Annotated in this window: 11 protein-coding genes and 2 pseudogenes; 6 read left to right on the plus strand and 7 right to left on the minus strand. The window is 61.9% G+C overall.

The window, feature by feature from the left end:
* Nucleotides 1-154 precede the first annotated feature (154 nt).
* Nucleotides 155-4,324, plus strand: coding sequence for a M10 family metallopeptidase C-terminal domain-containing protein (locus tag ACG873_RS01075; RefSeq protein WP_394885669.1), 4,170 nt, complete (start codon nt 155-157; stop codon nt 4,322-4,324).
* 127 nt (nt 4,325-4,451) lie between these two features.
* Here ACG873_RS01075 and ACG873_RS01080 read toward each other — a convergent pair whose 3' ends face one another.
* From ACG873_RS01080 to ACG873_RS01095, 4 genes and pseudogenes are all read right to left on the minus strand, one after another.
* A complete protein-coding gene (locus ACG873_RS01080; protein ID WP_394885670.1) occupies nt 4,452-5,747 on the minus strand; it encodes a nucleotide sugar dehydrogenase in 1,296 nt (431 codons plus the stop codon).
* A gap of 78 nt (nt 5,748-5,825) precedes the next feature.
* Nucleotides 5,826-7,712, minus strand: a complete 1,887-nt coding sequence (gene asnB, locus ACG873_RS01085) for an asparagine synthase (glutamine-hydrolyzing) (protein ID WP_394885671.1) — start codon at nt 7,710-7,712, stop codon at nt 5,826-5,828.
* 15 nt (nt 7,713-7,727) lie between these two features.
* Nucleotides 7,728-8,883 (minus strand): annotated as a pseudogene (locus ACG873_RS01090) (glycosyltransferase family 4 protein).
* A 17-nt stretch (nt 8,884-8,900) separates the two neighbouring features.
* Entirely contained in the window at nt 8,901-9,764 is an 864-nt protein-coding gene (locus ACG873_RS01095; protein WP_394885672.1) for a glycosyltransferase, read from the minus strand.
* Nucleotides 9,765-10,320: 556 nt separating this feature from the next.
* On the opposite strand from ACG873_RS01095, the gene ACG873_RS01100 reads away from it, so the two are divergent.
* Nucleotides 10,321-10,659, plus strand: coding sequence for a glycosyltransferase family 2 protein (locus ACG873_RS01100; RefSeq protein WP_394885673.1), 339 nt, complete (start codon nt 10,321-10,323; stop codon nt 10,657-10,659).
* Complete coding sequence (locus ACG873_RS01105; RefSeq protein ID WP_394886156.1) at nt 10,563-11,291, plus strand: hypothetical protein; 729 nt, start codon at nt 10,563-10,565, stop codon at nt 11,289-11,291. Before ACG873_RS01100 ends, ACG873_RS01105 begins: the two co-directional genes overlap by 97 nt.
* Here ACG873_RS01105 and ACG873_RS01110 read toward each other — a convergent pair.
* Together ACG873_RS01110 and ACG873_RS01115 are read right to left on the minus strand one after the other, a co-directional pair.
* On the minus strand, nt 11,288-12,484 hold the full coding sequence (locus ACG873_RS01110) for a hypothetical protein (protein WP_394885674.1): 1,197 nt from the start codon (nt 12,482-12,484) through the stop codon (nt 11,288-11,290). The genes ACG873_RS01105 and ACG873_RS01110 overlap by 4 nt on opposite strands.
* Before the next feature lie 124 nt (nt 12,485-12,608).
* On the minus strand, nt 12,609-14,558 hold the full coding sequence (locus ACG873_RS01115) for a DUF4091 domain-containing protein (RefSeq protein WP_394885675.1): 1,950 nt from the start codon (nt 14,556-14,558) through the stop codon (nt 12,609-12,611).
* 718 nt (nt 14,559-15,276) lie between these two features.
* On the opposite strand from ACG873_RS01115, the pseudogene ACG873_RS01120 reads away from it, so the two are divergent.
* Together ACG873_RS01120 and ACG873_RS01125 are read left to right on the plus strand one after the other, a co-directional pair.
* Nucleotides 15,277-16,274, plus strand: a pseudogene (locus ACG873_RS01120) (Gfo/Idh/MocA family protein).
* A 15-nt stretch (nt 16,275-16,289) separates the two neighbouring features.
* Nucleotides 16,290-17,285, plus strand: coding sequence for an NAD-dependent epimerase/dehydratase family protein (locus ACG873_RS01125; RefSeq protein ID WP_394885676.1), 996 nt, complete (start codon nt 16,290-16,292; stop codon nt 17,283-17,285).
* A 95-nt stretch (nt 17,286-17,380) separates the two neighbouring features.
* On the opposite strand, the gene ACG873_RS01130 is transcribed toward ACG873_RS01125, so the two are convergent.
* A protein-coding gene (locus ACG873_RS01130; protein ID WP_394886139.1) for an IS5 family transposase occupies nt 17,381-18,138 on the minus strand; the annotation gives its coding sequence in 2 pieces (ribosomal slippage) (nt 17,381-17,779 and nt 17,782-18,138; 756 coding nt in all).
* Nucleotides 18,139-18,463: 325 nt separating this feature from the next.
* Here ACG873_RS01130 and ACG873_RS01135 point away from each other — a divergent pair.
* Nucleotides 18,464-19,579, plus strand: coding sequence for an IS110 family transposase (locus ACG873_RS01135; RefSeq protein WP_394885677.1), 1,116 nt, complete (start codon nt 18,464-18,466; stop codon nt 19,577-19,579).
* Nucleotides 19,580-19,627 lie beyond the last annotated feature (48 nt).

Consider the following 19,627-nt stretch of genomic DNA (forward strand, 5'->3'; position numbering starts at 1 on the left):
TCGCACTCCCAATATTTCGGCCGATCCATAAGAATTTATCGTTTGGATGAAGGAGCTGTTGGGGGTTCTCGCTCAATATGAGCCCAAAATCCCGATCCGCGCGTGTTTTCTCCGCCGGAACAAGGGCTCGTTACCTCGCTGCGGGGGCGCTTTAATGTCAAGAACGGATTTGCTGAGCTCGCTTGTCGGGCCGATCGTTTCGGTTTCGTGGTCTTCTTCGTTGGGGGGCGCCTTCGCGCGGTATGAGCAGGATTTCGCCACATACAATGACAGCCACTGGGCGGCTGACGGCACTGACTGGGCCTCGGCGAACTATTACGACCGCGCCTTCATCAACTATGTCTGGTATGCGCGCACCGGCGAGGAGGTTTATCTCGAGCGCGGCAATGCGATCGCTGCCGATTATCTGAACAACTATGTCGAGGCGAACAATTACGGCGTCGCCTCCTGGTGGTCCATGCCCAAGGGCATCGCCGCCCACTATCTGCTCAATGGCGACCAGGCCAGCCTGAGCGCCATCGGCAAGATGGCCGACCAGGTCGTCAATCCGTGGAACACGGAGAATAATTGGACGAACCTGTTCGACCCGCACCAGTCGGAGGGCCGTGAGCAGGCGCGCGCCCTGGAAACGCTCACGCAGGCCATCCTCATCGATGCGCCTTCCGTTGGCGTGCCCAACATCCAGCCCAATGGCGAAGACTGGGGGGTGTCCGGCGGCAACGATTTCCGCGCTCTGGCCAAGTCGCTCGTGGAGAAAATCCTGAGCTCCGGCTTCCAGCGAGCCGACGGCTCGCGTCCGCATTTCGTGGACGGCGCGGCCCCTGACGGCGCGCCGATCGACAAGCCGTTCATGAACGGGCTCATGAACGAGGCGTTGATGAACTACTACGAGCAGGTCGAGGCCGACCCGCGCATCGTGTCCTTCATCAAAGCCAATCTTGATTACATGTGGGCCAACGAATGGGACGCCACGGCCAAGGCGTTTCAATATATCGACGAGACGTCCGCCACCGGGGAGGAGGATGTGCCGGCCGCCGACCTGAATATGCTGATCGTGAACGGGTTCGGCTTTGTCTACAAACACACCGGCGATGCAACCTATCTGGAGCGCGGCAACCTCGTCTTCGAGGGCGGGGTGGAGGGCAACTGGCTCGAAGGCTCGAAGCAGTTCAACCAGCAATATGCAAGCTCCTACAATTATATCGCCTACACCCAGGCCGACCCCGATACTTCCCTGGCCATTGGACGGACAATCATGGGCTCGGCCATTGCCGACATGCTCGTCGGCGGCGGCGGTGATGACACGATCAGTGGGATGGGCGCCGCTGACAAGCTCTACGGACAGGACGGCAACGACCAGCTCCTGGGCGGGGCCGGAGCCGACCGTCTGTCCGGCGGCGCCGGCAATGACAGGCTTGACGGCGGCGCGGGCAACGATGTGCTGGAAGGGAGCGCCGGAGCTGACCGGCTTATCGGCGGCGACGGGCTCGATTACGCGAGCTACGCCAGTGCGGCTAAAGCTGTCATTGCCGACCTGGCCAATGCCGGCGCCAACCGCGGCGATGCATTCGGCGACGTCTTTTCCGGCGTCGAAAACCTGATTGGCGGCAATTTCGCCGATACGCTCGGCGGGGACGCCCGCAACAACGTGCTCTCGGGCCGTGACGGCAACGACCAGCTCCTGGGCCGGGCCGGAGCCGACCGTCTGTCCGGCGGCGCCGGCAATGACAGGCTTGACGGCGGCGCGGGCAACGATGTGCTGGAAGGGAGCGCCGGAGCTGACCGGCTTATCGGCGGCGATGGGCTCGATTACGCGAGCTACGCCAGTGCGGCCAAAGCTGTCATTGCCGACCTGGCCAATGCCGGCGCCAACCGCGGCGATGCATTCGGCGACACCTTTTCCGGCGTCGAAAACCTGATTGGCGGCAATTTCGCCGATACGCTCGGCGGGGACGCCCGCAACAACGTGCTCTCGGGCCGTGACGGCAACGACCAGCTCCTGGGCCGGGCCGGAGCCGACCGTCTGTCCGGCGGCGCCGGCAATGACAGGCTTGACGGCGGCGCGGGCAAGGATGTGCTGGAAGGGAGCGCCGGAGCTGACCGGCTTATCGGCGGCGATGGGCTCGATTACGCGAGCTACGCCAGTGCGGCCAAATCTGTCATTGCCGACCTGGCCAATGCCGGCGCCAACCGCGGCGATGCATTCGGCGACGTCTTTTCCGGCGTCGAAAACCTGATTGGCGGCAATTTCGCCGATACGCTCGGCGGGGACGCCCGCAACAACGTGCTCTCGGGCCGTGACGGCAACGACCAGCTCCTGGGCCGGGCCGGAGCCGACCGTCTGTCCGGCGGCGCCGGCAATGACAGGCTTGACGGCGGCGCGGGCAACGATGTGCTGGAAGGGAGCGCCGGAGCTGACCGGCTTATCGGCGGCGATGGGCTCGATTACGCGAGCTACGCCAGTGCGGCCAAATCTGTCATTGCCGACCTGGCCAATGCCGGCGCCAACCGCGGCGATGCATTCGGCGACGTCTTTTCCGGCGTCGAAAACCTGATTGGCGGCAATTTCGCCGATACGCTCGGCGGGGACGCCCGCAACAACGTGCTCTTGGGCCGTGACGGCAACGACCAGCTCCTGGGCCGGGCCGGAGCCGACCGTCTGTCCGGCGGCGCCGGCAATGACAGGCTTGACGGCGGCGCGGGCAACGATGTGCTGGAAGGGAGCGCCGGAGCTGACCGGCTTATCGGCGGCGATGGACTCGATTACGCGAGCTACGCCAGTGCGGCCAAATCTGTCATTGCCGACCTGGCCAATGCCGGCGCCAACCGCGGCGATGCATTCGGCGACGTCTTTTCCGGCGTCGAAAACCTGATTGGCGGCAATTTCGCCGATACGCTCGGCGGGGACACCCGCAACAACGTGCTCTCGGGCCGTGACGGCAACGACCAGCTCCTGGGCGGGGCCGGAGCCGACCGTCTGTCCGGCGGCGCCGGCAATGACAGGCTTGACGGCGGCGCGGGCAACGATGTGCTGGAAGGGAGCGCCGGAGCTGACCGGCTTATCGGCGGCGACGGGCTCGATTACGCGAGCTACGCCAGTGCGGCCAAAGCTGTCATTGCCGACCTGGCCAATGCCGGCGCCAACCGCGGCGATGCATTCGGCGACGTCTTTTCCGGCGTCGAAAACCTGATTGGCGGCAATTTCGCCGATACGCTCGGCGGGGACGCCCGCAACAACGTGCTCTCGGGCCGTGACGGCAACGACCAGCTCCTGGGCCGGGCCGGAGCCGACCGTCTGTCCGGCGGCGCCGGCAATGACAGGCTTGACGGCGGCGCGGGCAACGATGTGCTGGAAGGGAGCGCCGGAGCTGACCGGCTTATCGGCGGCGATGGGCTCGATTACGCGAGCTACGCCAGTGCGGCCAAAGCTGTCATTGCCGACCTGGCCAATGCCGGCGCCAACCGCGGCGATGCATTCGGCGACACCTTTTCCGGCGTCGAAAACCTGATTGGCGGCAATTTCGCCGATACGCTCGGCGGGGACGCCCGCAACAACGTGCTCTCGGGCCGTGACGGCAACGACCAGCTCCTGGGCCGGGCCGGAGCCGACCGTCTGTCCGGCGGCGCCGGCAATGACAGGCTTGACGGCGGCGCGGGCAACGATGTGCTGGAAGGGAGCGCCGGAGCTGACCGGCTTATCGGCGGCGATGGGCTCGATTACGCGAGCTACGCCAGTGCGGCCAAATCTGTCATTGCCGACCTGGCCAATGCCGGCGCCAACCGCGGCGATGCATTCGGCGACGTCTTTTCCGGCGTCGAAAACCTGATTGGCGGCAATTTCGCCGATACGCTCGGCGGGGACGCCCGCAACAACGTGCTCTTGGGCCGTGACGGCAACGACCAGCTCCTGGGCCGGGCCGGAGCCGACCGTCTGTCCGGCGGCGCCGGCAATGACAGGCTTGACGGCGGCGCGGGCAACGATGTGCTGGAAGGGGGCGAGGGAGCTGACGTCCTTATAGGCGGGTATGGCGAGGATACGTTTCAGTTCCGCTCCACCGGTGACACGGCTCCTGGATCGCGCGACATCATCAGCGACTTCGTGCGCGGGGTCGACCGCATAGACCTGCGCCTGATTGATGCGAACGTCAACATGTCTGGAGATCAGGCGTTCTCCTTTATCGGCGACCGCAATTTCAGCGGCAAGGCCGGTGAAATGCACTTCGTGAACCACGTGCTTTCGGGGGATGTCAACGGCGACAGCATCGCCGATTTCGCTATCGACATCCGCGGAACCGCTCCCTCCAGCTCGGATGTCTTCTTCTGAGCGCATTGAGTTGATCTGATATCATGGCTCGCTCATTTCTCGCAGCGCCGCATCCGGGCGACGCCTCTCAGAACGGCGGCCGAGCGGAAAGCACTGCCGGCACGATTGTGTGGCCCGGCTCATGCAGTCACATCCGCCAATGGTGGACCAGGTCGTCGCCCTTTTGGCGCGGCAGTGCGCTCTTCACGTCCATCACCATCCCTCGGCCTTCGCGCAGGATGCCCTTGAGCAGAGGCCAACCCGCATCAACGTAGGGGCGATGCGGGACAGCGAGGATGACGAGATCGGCGGACGAGAGTGCGTCAATCGGTTTCAAGTGCAAGCCATATTCGTGAAGGACATCCTGCGATCGGGCGATCGGATCCGAGATCTCCACACACACACCAAAGCTTTCAAGCCCGCGGACGATGTCGATGACACGCGAATTGCGTATGTCGGCCACGTTTTCCTTGAATGTAATGCCCAGTATCGCTACGCGACGCGGACCTGTCACGGGCGCCAGCAGTCGCATGGCCTCTTGAGCGATGCGCTCCCCAACCTTGTCGTTGACGCGGCGACCGGCAAGGATAACCTGCGGGTGATACCCTTTTCGCTCGGCGCTATGGGTCAGATAATAGGGGTCCACCCCAATGCAGTGACCGCCGACGAGCCCCGGAGAGAATGGCAGAAAATTCCATTTGGTAGCGGCGGCGGCGAGCACGTCAGCGGTATCGACGCCCAGCAGCGCGAAAATTTCTGAAAGCTCATTCATGAAGGCGATGTTGAGATCTCGCTGCGAGTTCTCGATCACCTTGGCCGCCTCTGCCACTTTGATCGACGGCGCGATGTGGATGCCGGCTGTGACAACGCTGCCATAGACTGAGGCGATGATATTGGCGGCATCCTGGGTCTGGGCGGAAACAACCTTGCGAATCGTCTCGAGGCGATGTTCCTTGTCCCCCGGATTGATCCGCTCGGGCGAGTAGCCGAGGTGGAAATCCACACCCGCCTTCAGCGTAGAGGCGCGTTCGAGAACGTGCGCGCAATCCTCCTCCGTGGCTCCGGGATACACGGTGGACTCATACACCACAAAGTCGCCCTTCTTGAGGGCGCGGCCGACGGTTTCGGACGCCTTGAGCAGTGCCGACAGATCCGGCCGGCGCGCAGCGTCGATCGGCGTCGGCACCGTGATGATGAAGAAATCGGCCTCGGCTAGCTCGGCGGGATTGTCGGTGAAGCCTAGGGAGGCGGAAAGAACATCCGCAGGCTCCAATTCGTTGTTGCGATCGACGCCGTCGCGAAGCTCTGCAATTCGGACGGGATCGACGTCGAAACCCAGGACCTTGAAGCCATTGCGGGCGAAAGCGGTCGCCACCGGGAGCCCGACATAGCCGAGCCCCAACACGGCGATGCGGCGGCTGCGAACGTCAATCATGCTGTTCATAATGTTCTCCCATGCTCGGCCCGAACGGGCGTTGGATCGGACAATTTCTAACGGCCAAGCGGGGCTGCCCAACGCAGCTCAACGGGAGCATAGCCAATCCTCCAGTTGCATGATGGAGAACAGACGCTGACTGTGGTCGCGCGCGCCCGTTGCGTGTTCAGCTATCAGACGCCGTATCCCCCCCGGCTTGACCAGGCCGAGCCCTTCGAGGGCTCCGCTCCGCGTCAGGGCTTCGAGCCTGGGGCGTAGTTGCCCGGAAAACCAGACCTGCAACGGCACAGAGAAGCCCTGCTTGCGGCGTTCAAACAGTGCGCGCGGCACGTGGCGCGCAAGAAGATCGCGCAGAATGCGCTTTCCGCCGCGCTCGTCCACCAAGAAGTGGTCGGGAAGGGACAGTCCGAATGCAAGGACTTCCTGGTCGAGGAGAGGCGCGCGGGCCTCCAGGCTGTGAGCCATGGTGGCGATGTCGAGCTTCGGCATAAGGTCGTCGGCTAGATAGGTCCGGATGTCGGTGTAGCGCATCTTGCGCAGGGCAGAGCCGCTTGCCCGCGTATACGCGTCGATTAAGATCGTGCTCGCCGGGTCTAGCCCCGCACGTCGCCGTTCGAGCAGCTCGCCATCGTACAAAAACTCCGCTTCCGTCGCGTTGACGAAGGAGCGGAGAGCGGCAAAGCGCTCCGCCGACGAAAGCGCGAGCACCGCAAAACCGCGCTCGGTCCGGCCCATTTTGGCCCCGCCATGGCAATGGCGGGCGACGAGGCGAGCCGCCTGGGCCCCCATGCGGGCGACTCCGGCCGGGATTAAGCTCGCCAGGCGATCGAGGCGTCGCGCATTGCCGTACCAGCCATAGCCGGCGAAACCTTCGTCGCCTCCATCGCCTCCCAGGGCAACGGTAATCGATGGCCTCGCATGCTGGGCGATCGCCCAGAGCGCGAGGGCGGAAGAGTCGGCGTACGGCTCGCCGAAATGCTGCGTTATCCGGGGCAGGATATCGAGAAGATCCGTCCGCCCGCGCAGGGTGTGATGCCGGGTGCCGAGATGGTTGGCAATGGCGGACGAGAACTCGCTTTCGTCAAAACGGCTGTGTTCGAACCCTACGCAAAATGTTTCGATCTGCTCGGCCGATTGACGCACGGTCGTGGCGGTGACAAGACTGGAATCAATACCACCGCTTAGAAACACCCCCACCGGGACGTCACTGCGCAGTCGCAGCGCAACAGCCTTGTCGAGCTTTTCCTGAAGTTCGTCCAAGGCGTTCTGATAGGAGCCCGAATAGGGCTCGTCACAATCCGCGAGATCCCAAAACCCGCGCAGGCATAACCCCTGTTGGCCAAGCGTCGCGAGGCTGGCGGCCGGCATCTTGAAAGTGTTGCGATAGATTGTGTACGGCGCGGGGATGTAACCCAGAGCCAGGTAGAGATCGAGCGCCTGCGGGTCGATACTGTTTGCCGCCCCTCCAACGCGAAGCGCAGCCAGGGAAGAGGCGAAGTACAAGCAGTTTCCTTCCACCGTATAGAACAAAGGCTTTTTGCCGAGACGATCGCGGGCGAGAAGCAGGGATCCGCGCCGGTCGTCCCATGCGGCGAAGGCAAACATGCCTCGCAGCACTTTCACGGTTTCTTCGCCGCGGCGCATAATGAGGCGCAGGAGGACTTCCGTGTCGGATCTGGTGCGGAATATCTCCCCCTTGCCAGCCAGTTCCTCCCGCAATTCGAGATAGTTGTAGATCTCTCCGTTGAAGATGATCCCGATGCTCCCGGATTCGTCCAGCATCGGCTGGCTTCCCGTCGCCAGGTCGATAACAGCTAACCTGCGATGCGCGAGAACCGCACGCCCAGAGGGTGCAGTCCAGAGTCCGGCTCCGTCCGGCCCGCGATGCTTCATGCCGGCAGACATTGCCTCCACGCGTCGAGGATCGGGACGGGCCCCGGGGGCGAGGCCTATGCCGCCCGCAATGCCGCACATGTCGAGACCTCGCCGTCAGCGAGCCGAAGAGCGCTCATGCTTCTTCTTCCTCAGAATGGAGTGGTATAGCTCCTCATATGCGGTCACCATTGCGAGCAGTGAAAAGCTTGATGTAACGCGCTCGCGGCCATTCACTGCCAGCTGCGAGCGAAGCTCGCTGTCCCGCAAAAGGCGAATGATAGCGCTGGCCATCGCGGCGGCGTCGCCCGAAGGCACAAGCAGGCCGCATGCGCCGCCCGCAAGGAGATCGGGCGTGCCGCCAACAGCGGTCGCCACTACCGGCACGCCGCTCGCCATCGCCTCCAGCACGCTGATCGAAGTGCCTTCCGAAAGCGACGGCAGCACGAAGACGTCGAGGTCGCGATACAAGGGTGCTGTATCGGCAAGCGGTCCAGCGAAAATCACGGACCGGGAGAGCCCCATTTGTGCGACTAGCGCTTCAAGTTCCTGGCGCAAAGGCCCTTCGCCGGCAAGCACCAGGCGCGTCTGCGGGAGGGATTGAATCACCAGCTTCAATGAGGCGAGCAGCAGCGCGTGATTCTTGATCGGATCGAGCCGGGCAACGCAACCGATAAGGGGAGAGCCGGGAGCGATGCCGAAGCGAGAGCGAATCGTCCCGCTTCGCGGGCCCGGCGCGAAGCGCGCCGTATCGATTCCGTTTGGCAGGACGGCGACTTTCGACGCCGGTATCCGGGTTCGTTGGACGAGATGGCGGCGCAACGGCGCCGAGACCGCTACCACAACGTCCGCATGGAACGCTCCCCACCAACGCAGCGGCTCGTTCCGCCACCCCTCGCCGTAGGCGAAACCGGTGCAAGGTGCTGACCATCGCGGGCACACGGACAGAACGGGACGCCAAAGCCGCTTTGGCCCAAACTCCGTTGTGCGCGTGGACGACGTGGCATCCGCGTGCCGCGACATGCGCCCTCAGCTTGGCGTCGGGAAAGAAATTGGGCCGAACGCCCGGACAGCCCACCAGGCTTACCGGCACGTCGCTGGCACGGAGAGCCGCGGCCAGTTCGCCCTCCTCCTCCAAGCAGGTAATCCCAACCCAATGTCTGCGGGCGGCAAGCCCCAATGCGAGATCCCGCGCCATCATTTCCATACCCCCTGTTGCCAGAGACGGGAGAACCATCTCGATCCTCAGGCTGGCCTGAGGCGCACCATTCATTTCATGGCGAATGGCGTTCAAGGGACAGATCCCGCTGCGAGCCGGTCCGGACGCAGCTCGCTGTAAAGGCTGAGATGTCGGCGAACCCGCTTTTCGAGCGAGAAGTGTTCGGCCACCGCGGCTCGCGCCCTCTTGGCCGAAGCGCTCCTTCCCTGTTCCAGGGATTGTCTGATCGCCTCGGCCAGGGCGTAGGGATCGGCTGGGGCGACGATCCGGCCTGCCGCCTCGTCGGCCAGAACCTCCGGCACTGCTCCGACGGCGGTTGCCACAACGGGTACATCAGCGCTGAGGGCTTCGAGCAGGACGTTGGGAAGTCCCTCGCTGCGGGAAGGCAGCACGACCAGATCGAGTTGCCGGTACAGGGATGCGACATCCTCGACAGTTCCAAGAAAGTGTATGTCCGACCGAACGCCAAGCGCGACTGCCTGCTGCTCCAGCGCCATCCGCGCGGGGCCGTTGCCGGCAAGGACGATCGAAACTGAGCGGGCCGGCAGGAGAGACACCGCCTCAATCAGCACATCCACGCCCTTCTCGGGACTCAGCCGCCCTATTGCGCCGATGAGCGGCACCCCTGGGCGACGAATGGCCCCAAGCTCCACCGGCGAACTTTCGGAAGGAATGGCCAGGATCGCGTTGTGGATCACGCGGACCTTTTCGCCGGCAGCGGAGAAGTCGCGCTTGTGACGCTCGGACATGACGACAAGCCGATCGGCCCGCGGAAGCAGCGTCCGGTCAATACGATTATACAGCCTGACCTTCCAGCTCTCGTTGGTCGAACCGTGAAAGAACGCGATCCAGGGCCAAGGCGGGTTCGTCCGCTTCAGCAAATAGGCCATGACGGTCGTGCGATAGTTGTGGTCTGCACGATATCGGGCTTCCATTCACGCAAGCTCCGGCCGAGGCGTAGGAGGAGGGAGATGTCAAGGGGCCCATTGTCGGGAAGTACGACGTGCTCGATCCCGGCACGCTCCAAATAGGCTATGAACGGCGACGGCGAACGCCCGGCCCGCTGGAACATGTAGACGCGCAGCTTGACCCCGCGCTCGCCCAACCGGCTCGCCAGAGCCGTCAACTGCCGACCAGGCCCCGATACGATGGCCGTGTCGATTAGCGAGGCCACCCGCAGTTCGGCCGAATGCAAAGGCTGGGTTTCCACAACACCGGGCATCAAGGACGATCCTCCGCTTTCAGCCGGCGCGGGCCAATACATATTTATACCTGTATCCCGCCCCTTCAACACCTGCTTAGCTTCCGATTGCAGCAGGCTCAGAAAATTTCGGCTGCACGCGTTTGGTTCCTCCATCTACCGATCAAGAGAGGATTATGGCAGATTAGGTACCAACGCTATGCAGATATCAATATCATCCAATCGGATGAGAAGCGCCACCTCGGCTCACCCGGAATGGGTATGGAAAGACTTCGAAGGGCGTAGGGGATATGACAGTTTCAGTAATCATTCCGCTTTTCAACAAGGCGCCCTACTTAACGCGGGCTCTCAACTCGATTTGGGCTCAGGATTTCGATGACTTCGAAGTTATCGTGGTCGATGACGGATCCAGCGATGACGGCCTCTCGGTCGCGCGGAGCCATAAGGACAAGCGCCTCTGCGTGCTATCGCAGGCGAACGCCGGGCCGGGAGCGGCCCGCAACCGCGGGCTTGCGCAGGCAAGGCTCCCTTCGTGGCATTCCTGGACGCGGACGACGAGTGGATGCCGAATTTTCTGTCTGCTGGCACGAGGCACTTCGCGAAGGCGCGATCCCATATTGCCAGTGTGACCGCCGGCTATGTTGAGATGCCGGCCGGCGCCTCGTCCGAAGCTCTGTGGCGGTCGCGCGGCCTGTCCTTTGGCCCAGTCCGATTGAGCCCGAGTACAGATCCGTCCTTCGCGATCTCGATTGTGGCTTTCATGACGCCCTGTACGACGATCGCCCGCACCGATGTGATCCGCGCTTTCGGGGGGTTCTACGACCGGAATGGTTGCCGGTACGGCGAGGACGCCCATCTGTGGCTCAAATTGCTCCTCAACGAACAAATCATGGTCGACCTTGAGCCGCGCGTTTGCATCCACCGTGAAGCATCCAGCCTAAGCAGCAATCTGCCCGCCGTGAGGCCGGTCGAGCCTTTTCTTGAGGATCCTTCCGATATCGAAGACAGTTGCCCGCCAAGCCTTCGCCCACTTCTGGAGCAGATGCTCGCAATCCGCGCCTTCAAGACCGCCTGTGTGCTTGGCTATTGGGGCGATTGGCGCAAGGCAGCCGCTCTCAGGCGTCGCTACGCAAGGCAGTCTTGGAGACCAGTTTTGCCCTACCAATTCGCGTCAATGGCTTGCTCCACGCCGATCGGTCCCGCATTGGGCGCCGCCTGGCGGCGCCTGCAGGACGGGCGGCAGCCGAGGGCGCCAGCTTAGGCACTTTCGGGGTGGTCCAAAAGGAAAGGTCGATGCTTCCTGGCGCCAATTCGCGTGATGACGGGTGCTCCTGCAACCTCGCTGAACTCGTCGGGATCACGCAGGCTTGTATCGAGGAATTCCGCGATGCTCGCCAGGCCGAGTCCGAGCAGTATTCCAGCCGCCAAGGCGGCGAAAAGATAGACCTTCGGGGACCTCGTCGGAAATTCGGGATCACGCGGAGGATCGACAATGCGGATGAGCTCCGGCACCCGCAAAATGCCCACGGCGCCCCCTAGCCGAACCGACTCGAGACGTTTCTGTGTTGCTTCGAGCTTGTCCCGGGCTGCCGCGATGTCACGTTCTGCGCCGGCGATCTGCGCCTCCAGCCGCTCGTATTCGGAAATGTTGCGCTGCTCGGTTTCCATCGCGGCAGCAATCTTGTCATGCTCGGACAGGGCGGCCTTGCGTTTGGCAAGTGCGTCTCGCAGTGGGGCGGCATCTTCCGCCCGCATCGATTGCTCCCGCTGTTCGCCCTCGGTTCCCTCGGGGTTGGCCAGTCGGTCGATTTCTTGTTCGAGTTGTTCGATGGTTGCGGTGGCAAGCGCCGCAGGCCTGGCAAGCTCGACGGCCTTGTCGGCTTGGCGCAACGCCTGTGCCTTTGCCTGACGAAGATGGTCGAGTTCCGCCAGCCTCGCCTGAGCCGCAGCAGGGCTGCCGATTGACAATTGCGCCTGCCGCCTTTCCAGCTCGACCTTCAACGCACGCGCCGCCGCCAAGTCGCGCATATGCTTTTCGAGCAGGATTTGAATGGCGTCGGGCTCATGCTGCTCTGGAATCAGAGCCTCCAGGAACCTTGTTATGACGGTTTCGAGCTGTTTGCCCAAACCAGTCGGGTTCGGGCCGGAGTGGTAGATCTCGATGAAATTTGTCCCCGCCCCTTCCAGCCACGTGGTTTCCCTGAGATCGCGAATCCTGACCGCGCGAGACGCCGGATCGGTCATTCCGAGATCATCCAGCACGCCGCCCAGCACGCGATCGCTCAGCAAAAGAGCCCGCAGGGCCGCGAGCCGCTCCTCGTTCGTGACGAACTGCACGTTCGTGGGCTCTCGCGTCAGCGGGCCTGTTTCCCCGGACTCCTGGAGAAGCAATAAGGACCGGGTGACGTAGTTGAGCGGCATGAGTTCGCTGGCGGCGAAGCCGGCCGGAAGCATGATCAGGAACGGTATGATCAGCAACCAGCGGCGTCTCCATGCCGCCTGCACGAGAAAGCGCGTGACTTGTGTCGGTGACCTGTTCATGTCCGGACCGGAGCGTTGTAGCGCGTGGTCAAATCCGTCATTGGACCGATGCCTTTTCGATTATATCAGCCAATTGCCGGCGCGCGGACTCCCAGTCATCGGGATTTGTGCTCCAACTGACAGGCGCCAGGACCCAGGTCGGATCGGAAGAGTCGCCGACGCCCGTCTCCCACAAGACCTTCGGGACCATTCGCTCGATGACGGCCCAAGTCGCCTGGCGGTCGATCGCCTCGGCAAGGGCGAGATATTCGACATCCTGAATCCCGCGGCGCCAGTGTTTCAGACGCAAGCTGGCTATCGGGCCCTCGAGTTCGTAGGACTGCTCCGGAAAGATTGCGTCGGTGCCCGGATAGAACAGAACCCCGTCGCCGTTCGACGTGTTTGGGCCAGTCAGTCCGGTGATTTCGTCAAATTGCGCCGCTCCGCCGAATGTCTGCGCCTCCACGAAGACGTCGGTGTCGCTGCGCCCTCCCTGGTAGTTGGCGTAATATGTGGCTTCCCAGAAGAACCACCGGTCGACGCGCATCTTGTACTGGCCCCAGGGCAGCTCACGCAACGCGACGCCATCGTCCTCTATGGCGAAGGAGCCGGAGGCGGGTCGCAGGCCGTTGTAAAGAAACAAACGTCTGCCGGTTTGCCGCAACGCCTTTACCGCCTGCTCCCAGACCGGCGTGTCGCCTACGCCGATCCAGCTTGCGAAAATGGACAGCGAGGGCAACGCATCGAGGCTCTTGACGAGATTGGCTGTCGCAAACGTGGCAAGAGCTGGTTCTTCCTTCGTGCCCGTTTTCAACCATCGTGCCCATTTTTCGGTCTCGTCATAGTCCTCAGATTCGTCGGACAAGTAGACAAAGCGCTCCACATCGGGAAAATTGCTTCTGAACCATACTTCCCATGCCGTTGCGTGGGACCGCATCGCCTCTTTTTCGGCGCCGCCCCACCACGATTGCCATGCACCATAGAGGCCGACGACGAACAGGTCGCTTCCAACGCCCTCGCCGGGGCCGGCATAGCCGTTCTCACGCGAAAACAATTGGCCGGTCAGGCGTGGTATCCACTCGGGCCGCGGTCGATCTTGTTGCCAGGGCTCTGCGCCAGCGTTGTCGTCGACGAGCGAGATGCGGTGGCGTCTGGCCAGCAGGAACTGCCGGTCGGCCACGCGACGAACCAGAGCGTCCTGACTGGAACCTGCAGCGGGATAGGATTCACCCGTATAGCGGCGGGCAATCTCCTCATAGCCCGTCGCCAGCATGGTCCGCGAGGTCGTGGCATCGGGAAGGGCAAAGGTCCGAACTTGCAACCGGACTGGAATGCGGGCCCGCATGCGACCTTGTTCCGTTATCGTGATCGTCCCGGCATAGTCGCCGGGCGGGGCCGTTCTTGGCACGTAGATATCAGCCCAGATGCTTTGGTTGAAGCGTGCGGGGATGTCGAAGGCGCCGACAAGTTCCAGTGGGACGGCAATATCGGGAAAAAACTTGTCCGCGCCGGGCCGGTCCTTCCACCCGCCATAGGGCGTGCCAAAGATGGACGGGCGTCGCAACCGCTCTGGTATCTGCCGTTCGTCATACGTGCCGTATGAAAGCTGGCTTAGTCCCCTCACCTGCAGGTACTGGACGTAGAAGAGCTCGATCTCGGCGGAGGTCCAATCAAACAGTTTCTGCCTGGTTCGAGCCGGGTCGGAGCGGAGTCGGTGACCCGAGCCGTTCGTCAAGTCGCTGAATGCGACCTGGACCCCGTCGGCAGCGTGATCGGCTGCTTCGATGACCAGGTTAAGCGACACCATCTCGTTTGCTGCGGCGAAGAGGCGGACCTGCCGTCCATCCCAGACCGAATTGTAGATCGAGGTCTCCCCTGAATGAGCGCGCAATTCGTTGCGTGTCACCTTGTCGCCCCCGTCATTGGCCCAAATGGCGGTGATGGCGCCCATGTCGATCAGAGTGGCGCCTGCTGCCGAAATACACGAGCCTGCCAGCAGCAGCAGCATCGCAAAGAGGCAAGAAAACCCTCGTGGGCCCGGCGACATGATTTTCCGGCGCGTCAAGGTCCTCCCCTCGCAGGGGTCGAAGCAGCCTCTCCAATCGGCCCCGCCGCGCTGCACCAGCATTTCCCGTCTTGGAACGTCTTCGGGTTCTGATAGCTTGAACGTGCCGCATGATAGCGGAAGTTGTGAGCAAGTACCAATCCTCGGCGTTGTTGGGAGCAATCCCCTTGTGGCGATCCTTGAGCGTCCGTCATACTAGTGTGTTCCACTGTTCATGATTGTCCGCCGAGCCCCTTACAGATCAACAATTTAGTTGCGGGTGCGTCTTTGATCGTTCGCCATTGTACGCTACTATCCCCACTCAAAAATGGGGAGCACAGTGGGGAAGGCGGGTCGTACACTTCATAAGTTTGTGGCGGCGACTCCATCACGTACACTCCGTCTCTATACGGCCGATTCGGCCCTGCACAGCCATTAATACAGCCTCTAATCAAGAGATTTCGTTCGACGATCCCGTGTCAGCACCTATCATAAACATTCTTAAACCAAGCTGAGGATGACGCCGGTGGTTCCATCGCAGCGTGGTGTCACTTTGGGAAGTCCGTCTTCTCTAGCACCGGAGCGCGCGGTCGAAGTACCGCGACAGGCATCGGCGGGAGGCCTCCGGCTGGGATTGATCGGCGCCGGCGCGATCTCGCCCGCTCATGTTTCCGCCCTGCGCATGATACCCGGTATCCAGCTTGTTGCAGTCTGCGACCGTATTCCGGGAAGGGCGAGCAGGTTGGCGGAGCAATTCGCAATCCCGGATGTGTTTTCGTCTGCCGATGAGATGCTGGAGACGTCCGGTCTCAATGTCGTCCACGTTCTGACGCCCCCCAGTTCCATATTGAGGCCGCCATTGCCGCGGTGCGAGCTAAGTGTCACGTCCTGGTGGAGAAGCCTCTCTGTCTCTCGCCGGCGGAGTGCGAAGAGCTGCTCGCCGAAACTGCGGGGGCAGGCCTGATCGGCGCCGTCAACCATTCAATGACGCACCATCCGGTAATTGATCGCCTTATTGCTCTCATTCGAAGGCGTAAGCTTGGGCGCGTGCACCATGTTTCCGTCCACTTCTCCGCTCCACCAGAGGACTTGCCGCTGTCCGACCCGGGCAACTTCATGTTTCAGTGTCCCGAGAACATGATGTTTGAGTTCGGTCCACATCCGATGAGCGTGATTCGTCTCCTGATGGGTGGCATCAACGAAGGCCGAACAATCGCTTCGGGTGAACGGAACTTAAGTGGAAGCAGGCGTTTCTTCGATACCTGGCAATGTCAGTTGGTTTGCGAACGCGGGACAGCAAGTCTTTACCTTGCGCTCGGAAGATCTCTGAGGCAAGCTGTCCTCTGCGTCATCGGTGAGGACGGGACTGCCCAGGTCGACTTGCTGCGTGGCACGCTGCATCTGATGCAGGCGTCACCCCGTGCGGTGCTCGGTCCGACTGGTGAGGCGCTTCGCCACGGTTCGGAATCGCTTTCAGTCACCTCCGCGGAGCTATTTTATCGGTGGGCCTCTGCTCTTCACAGACCCATCTTGCGACGACGCGACCTGTTCGTTCGCAGCTTGAACGCGTTCTATGAAGGTGTTCGCGGTGGACAAAAGCCGCGAGAAGACTTCGAGGCCGGGAGGACAGTGGTGCAATACTGCGAAACCGCGGCCGAAAATGTGACCTTCTTAGCTTGACGGCAGGTCTAACCAATGTCGCAGCAAGACAGGGTCGTGATCATCGGCGGTACTGGATTCATCGGCCAGCACCTCGTTAGCCAGCTACGGGGCAACGTCCAGTCCATCACCGTCGTGAGCCGTAGCTCCGCTGCATATGCTAGCAACGAAACGTGTCATTACACGACCGGTGATGTCGCCGATGGTGACCGAATGCTCCAGGTTCTGAAGGGCGCAAGCGTCGTTTACTATCTGGCGTTGACGATGGAGGATGATTTCGGGGTTGGCGCGCGCAACGTGGCGGTAGCCTGCCTGCGGCATGGAATTAGGCGTTTGATCTTCGCGAGCAGCACGGATGCCCTGTATTTGGGCCGCAACGGGTCCATTGACGAACGCGCTGGAGCCGATCCGAAGCCGCACCTACGAAACCCCTACAGCCGCGGAAAAGTGAAAAGCGAAAAGGTACTCCTGGAGTTGCATGCGGCGCACGCGCTGCCAGTGGTGATACTCAGGCCCGGTCTGGTGGTTGGCCGCGGGGGGAAGCTCGCTCATGGCGGGATGGGGACATGGAAAACCCCTACGGGCCTATTGGGATGGGGGAATGGCAACAATCCCCTTCCTTTTGTGCTCGTTCAGGACGTGGCGGCCGCAATGGCGCTCACGATGGACGCAGCGGATGTGGATGGCCAAGCATTCAATCTCGGAGGTGATGTTTTTCTGAGCGCGCGCGAATACGTCCGCCTCGCGAGCGAAAAGACCCTGCGCGATTTCCGATTTTATCCACAGAGCCTATGGCGCCTTTACGCAATCGCACTCGCCAAGAGCGCCATCAAATGGGTGCTCCGACGGAGCTTTGAACGTCAAACTTATCGCGACATGGTAAGCCAAGGAATGTACTCTCAGATCGATAACCGCGCCGCGAAGGAGTTGCTCGGCTGGAAACCGAATGCCGATCTGCAGGTCTTCATTCGGGAGGCGATCGAAATCCACGCCGAACCGATTCCAAAAGGCGATCTGAGATTAGGACCCTGAGCTGCATTGCAGGCGGGGTCGATAGTCCGGTCGGCCCGCGCCTTCGCAGGCAGCGCGATTGAGTTTCGCTCCTGTCGCCTAGGTTGAGGACTCATTCATATCCAGGCTGAAATGATTGCAGCGAGAGCGAGGGCTGAGAGGTAGTTCTGTGCATGGCGATCGTATCGTGTTGCGATGCGGCGCCAGTTTTTCAGCTTACAGAACATGCGCTCGATAAGGTTTCGTCGGCGATATGCCTTGTGATCGAGCGGATAGGGCGTGCGCCGTGCGGCGGTTGATGGAATGATCGCCTTGATCCTGGCCCGTTTCAGCCAATTGCGCAGACTGTCGGCATCATAGGCTTTGTCGGCCAGTAGCCTTTTGGGTTTGGCCACCATGCCGATCAAGGGAATGGCCATGGTGATGTCGGCGATGTTGCCCGGCGTCAGCGCGAAGGCGACCGGTCGGCCGCGATCATCGGCCAAAGCATGGATTTTGCTCGTTCTTCCACCACGCGAGCGGCCAATCGCTTCCGAGAATTCCCCCTTTTTGAGCCTGCCGCAGAGCGATGCGCCTTGACGTGGCTGCTATCGATGGACAGCTCATCCGGAACGGGCCCGGCAGCCGCCATCTTCTCGAAGATACGCTGCCAGATACGGCGCTGCGACCACCTGTTGTAGCGATTGTAGATTGTGGTTGGCGGACCATAAGCCGTAGGCACGTCGCGCCAGCGGCAGCCGGTCTTGAGAACATGCAGGATGCCCGAAATCACCCTGCGGTCATCAACCCGAGGTTTCCCCGCTTTGCCGCGAGGAAGATGCGGTTCCATCGCCCTCCACGCCTCATCCGACAACCAAAATAAGCTCTTCGACATCAGTCCTGCCTCCAGCGACTCATTGAAGGCGAAGAATACCAATGGAAATCAGTCGATTGTATGAGTTCTCAACCTAGTCGGTCCTAAACATAACGCACGAGCGCGCACTTGCCCGCTCGCGCATCCGCTCGGATACTTAAATCTTTCGGCGTTGCTGCAAGTCGAGTCTGGTACCTACGATCAAGAAAAACTCCTAGCCAATCCCACCCGCCACCCTAGTCCCTATGATTGCTGGGCCTGAAGGTGGCCCGTCATCCGATATGCAACGGTACGAGGGTTAAGCCGGCTGGCCGGCGCAGAGCCTCATGCATAGGAGACGGGCCATATGGAACATATCAGATTTGTCGGTTTGGATATTCACAAGGAGCGGATTTCGATCGCGGTGGCAGAGAGCGGACGCGGCGGGTCGGTGGAATATCTCGGCGAGATTGCCAACGACCCTGATGCCATCAACAAGCTATGCGATCGTCTGGGGCGTTCCGGCAAGCCGCTGGCGTTTTGCTATGAGGCCGGCCCGTGCGGTTATGGCGTTTATCGCCAACTCACAAGCCTGGGCCATCGCTGCGACGTGGTGGCGCCATCGCTGATTCCGAGGAAGCCTGGCGATCGGGTGAAGACAAACCGTCGCGACGCCACCATGCTCGCCCGCCTCAATCGGGCCGGAGAGTTGACCCCCGTCTGGGTGCCCGATACCGATCACGAAGCCATGCGCGACTTGATCCGGCTGCGCAGCGTCGTGCGCCAGGTGGTGACGCGAGCGCGTCAACATCTTCAGGGATTTCTGCTGCGCCACGGGCATAAGCACGAGCGTGGGACGGCCTGGCGAATGGCTTACCGGCGATGGCTTTCGACATTGGCCTTCGAACATCCCGCTCAGCAGATCGCATTTCAGGACTACGTCGATGTCGTCATGGATGCGGAACGGCGCCTGCAGCAGGTCGAGGAACAGATACTCAGACTGCTCCCGGAATGGAACCAGCGCCCGGTGGTTGATGCCTTGCAGGCAATGCGCGGTATCGCGCTGATCAATGCCGTGGTGCTGGTCGCGGAGGTCGGCGACTTCACACGCTTCTCCAGTCCACGCCAGCTCATGGCCTATTTCGGCCTGGTCCCTGGCGAGCAATCGAGTGGCGAGACCGTCTGGCGCGGCGGCATCACCAAGACCGGCAACACCCATGCCCGGCGCGCGCTGGTCGAGGGCGCCTGGGCTTACAGGATGAGGCCGCGCATCGGCCGGCACAAGGTCGACCGGATCGAAGCGCTGCCAAAAGTCGTCCGCGATATCGGGTGGAAGGCGCAAGTTCGGCTTTGCACCCGATATCGTCGGCTGAGCGCGCGCGGCAAGAACGCCAACGTCGTCGTTGCCGCCATCGCACGCGAGATGGTGGGCTTCATCTGGTCGATCGCCTGCACGGTTCAATCCGCGCCAAAGGCGGCGTGACCGCTATTTGAAGGACAGCCAGCAGAGGAGATCGCAAAACTCAAACAT

The organism is Allomesorhizobium aridi (assembly GCF_043769475.1).
In the GTDB taxonomy this organism is placed as follows: domain Bacteria; phylum Pseudomonadota; class Alphaproteobacteria; order Rhizobiales; family Rhizobiaceae; genus Allomesorhizobium.

Bases quoted from the DNA above. Each gene is read 5' to 3' on its own strand.
- ACG873_RS01115 (WP_394885675.1), bottom strand. From the start codon at position 14,558: ATGCTGCTGCTGCTGGCAGGCTCGTGTATTTCGGCAGCAGGCGCCACT.
- ACG873_RS01080 (WP_394885670.1), bottom strand. From the start codon at position 5,747: ATGAACAGCATGATTGACGTTCGCAGCCGCCGCATCGCCGTGTTGGGG.
- ACG873_RS01075 (WP_394885669.1), top strand. From the start codon at position 155: ATGTCAAGAACGGATTTGCTGAGCTCGCTTGTCGGGCCGATCGTTTCG.
- ACG873_RS01095 (WP_394885672.1), bottom strand. From the start codon at position 9,764: ATGGAAGCCCGATATCGTGCAGACCACAACTATCGCACGACCGTCATG.
- ACG873_RS01110 (WP_394885674.1), bottom strand. From the start codon at position 12,484: ATGCTTCCGGCCGGCTTCGCCGCCAGCGAACTCATGCCGCTCAACTAC.
- ACG873_RS01100 (WP_394885673.1), top strand. From the start codon at position 10,321: ATGACAGTTTCAGTAATCATTCCGCTTTTCAACAAGGCGCCCTACTTA.
- asnB (WP_394885671.1), bottom strand. From the start codon at position 7,712: ATGTGCGGCATTGCGGGCGGCATAGGCCTCGCCCCCGGGGCCCGTCCC.
- ACG873_RS01125 (WP_394885676.1), top strand. From the start codon at position 16,290: ATGTCGCAGCAAGACAGGGTCGTGATCATCGGCGGTACTGGATTCATC.
- ACG873_RS01135 (WP_394885677.1), top strand. From the start codon at position 18,464: ATGGAACATATCAGATTTGTCGGTTTGGATATTCACAAGGAGCGGATT.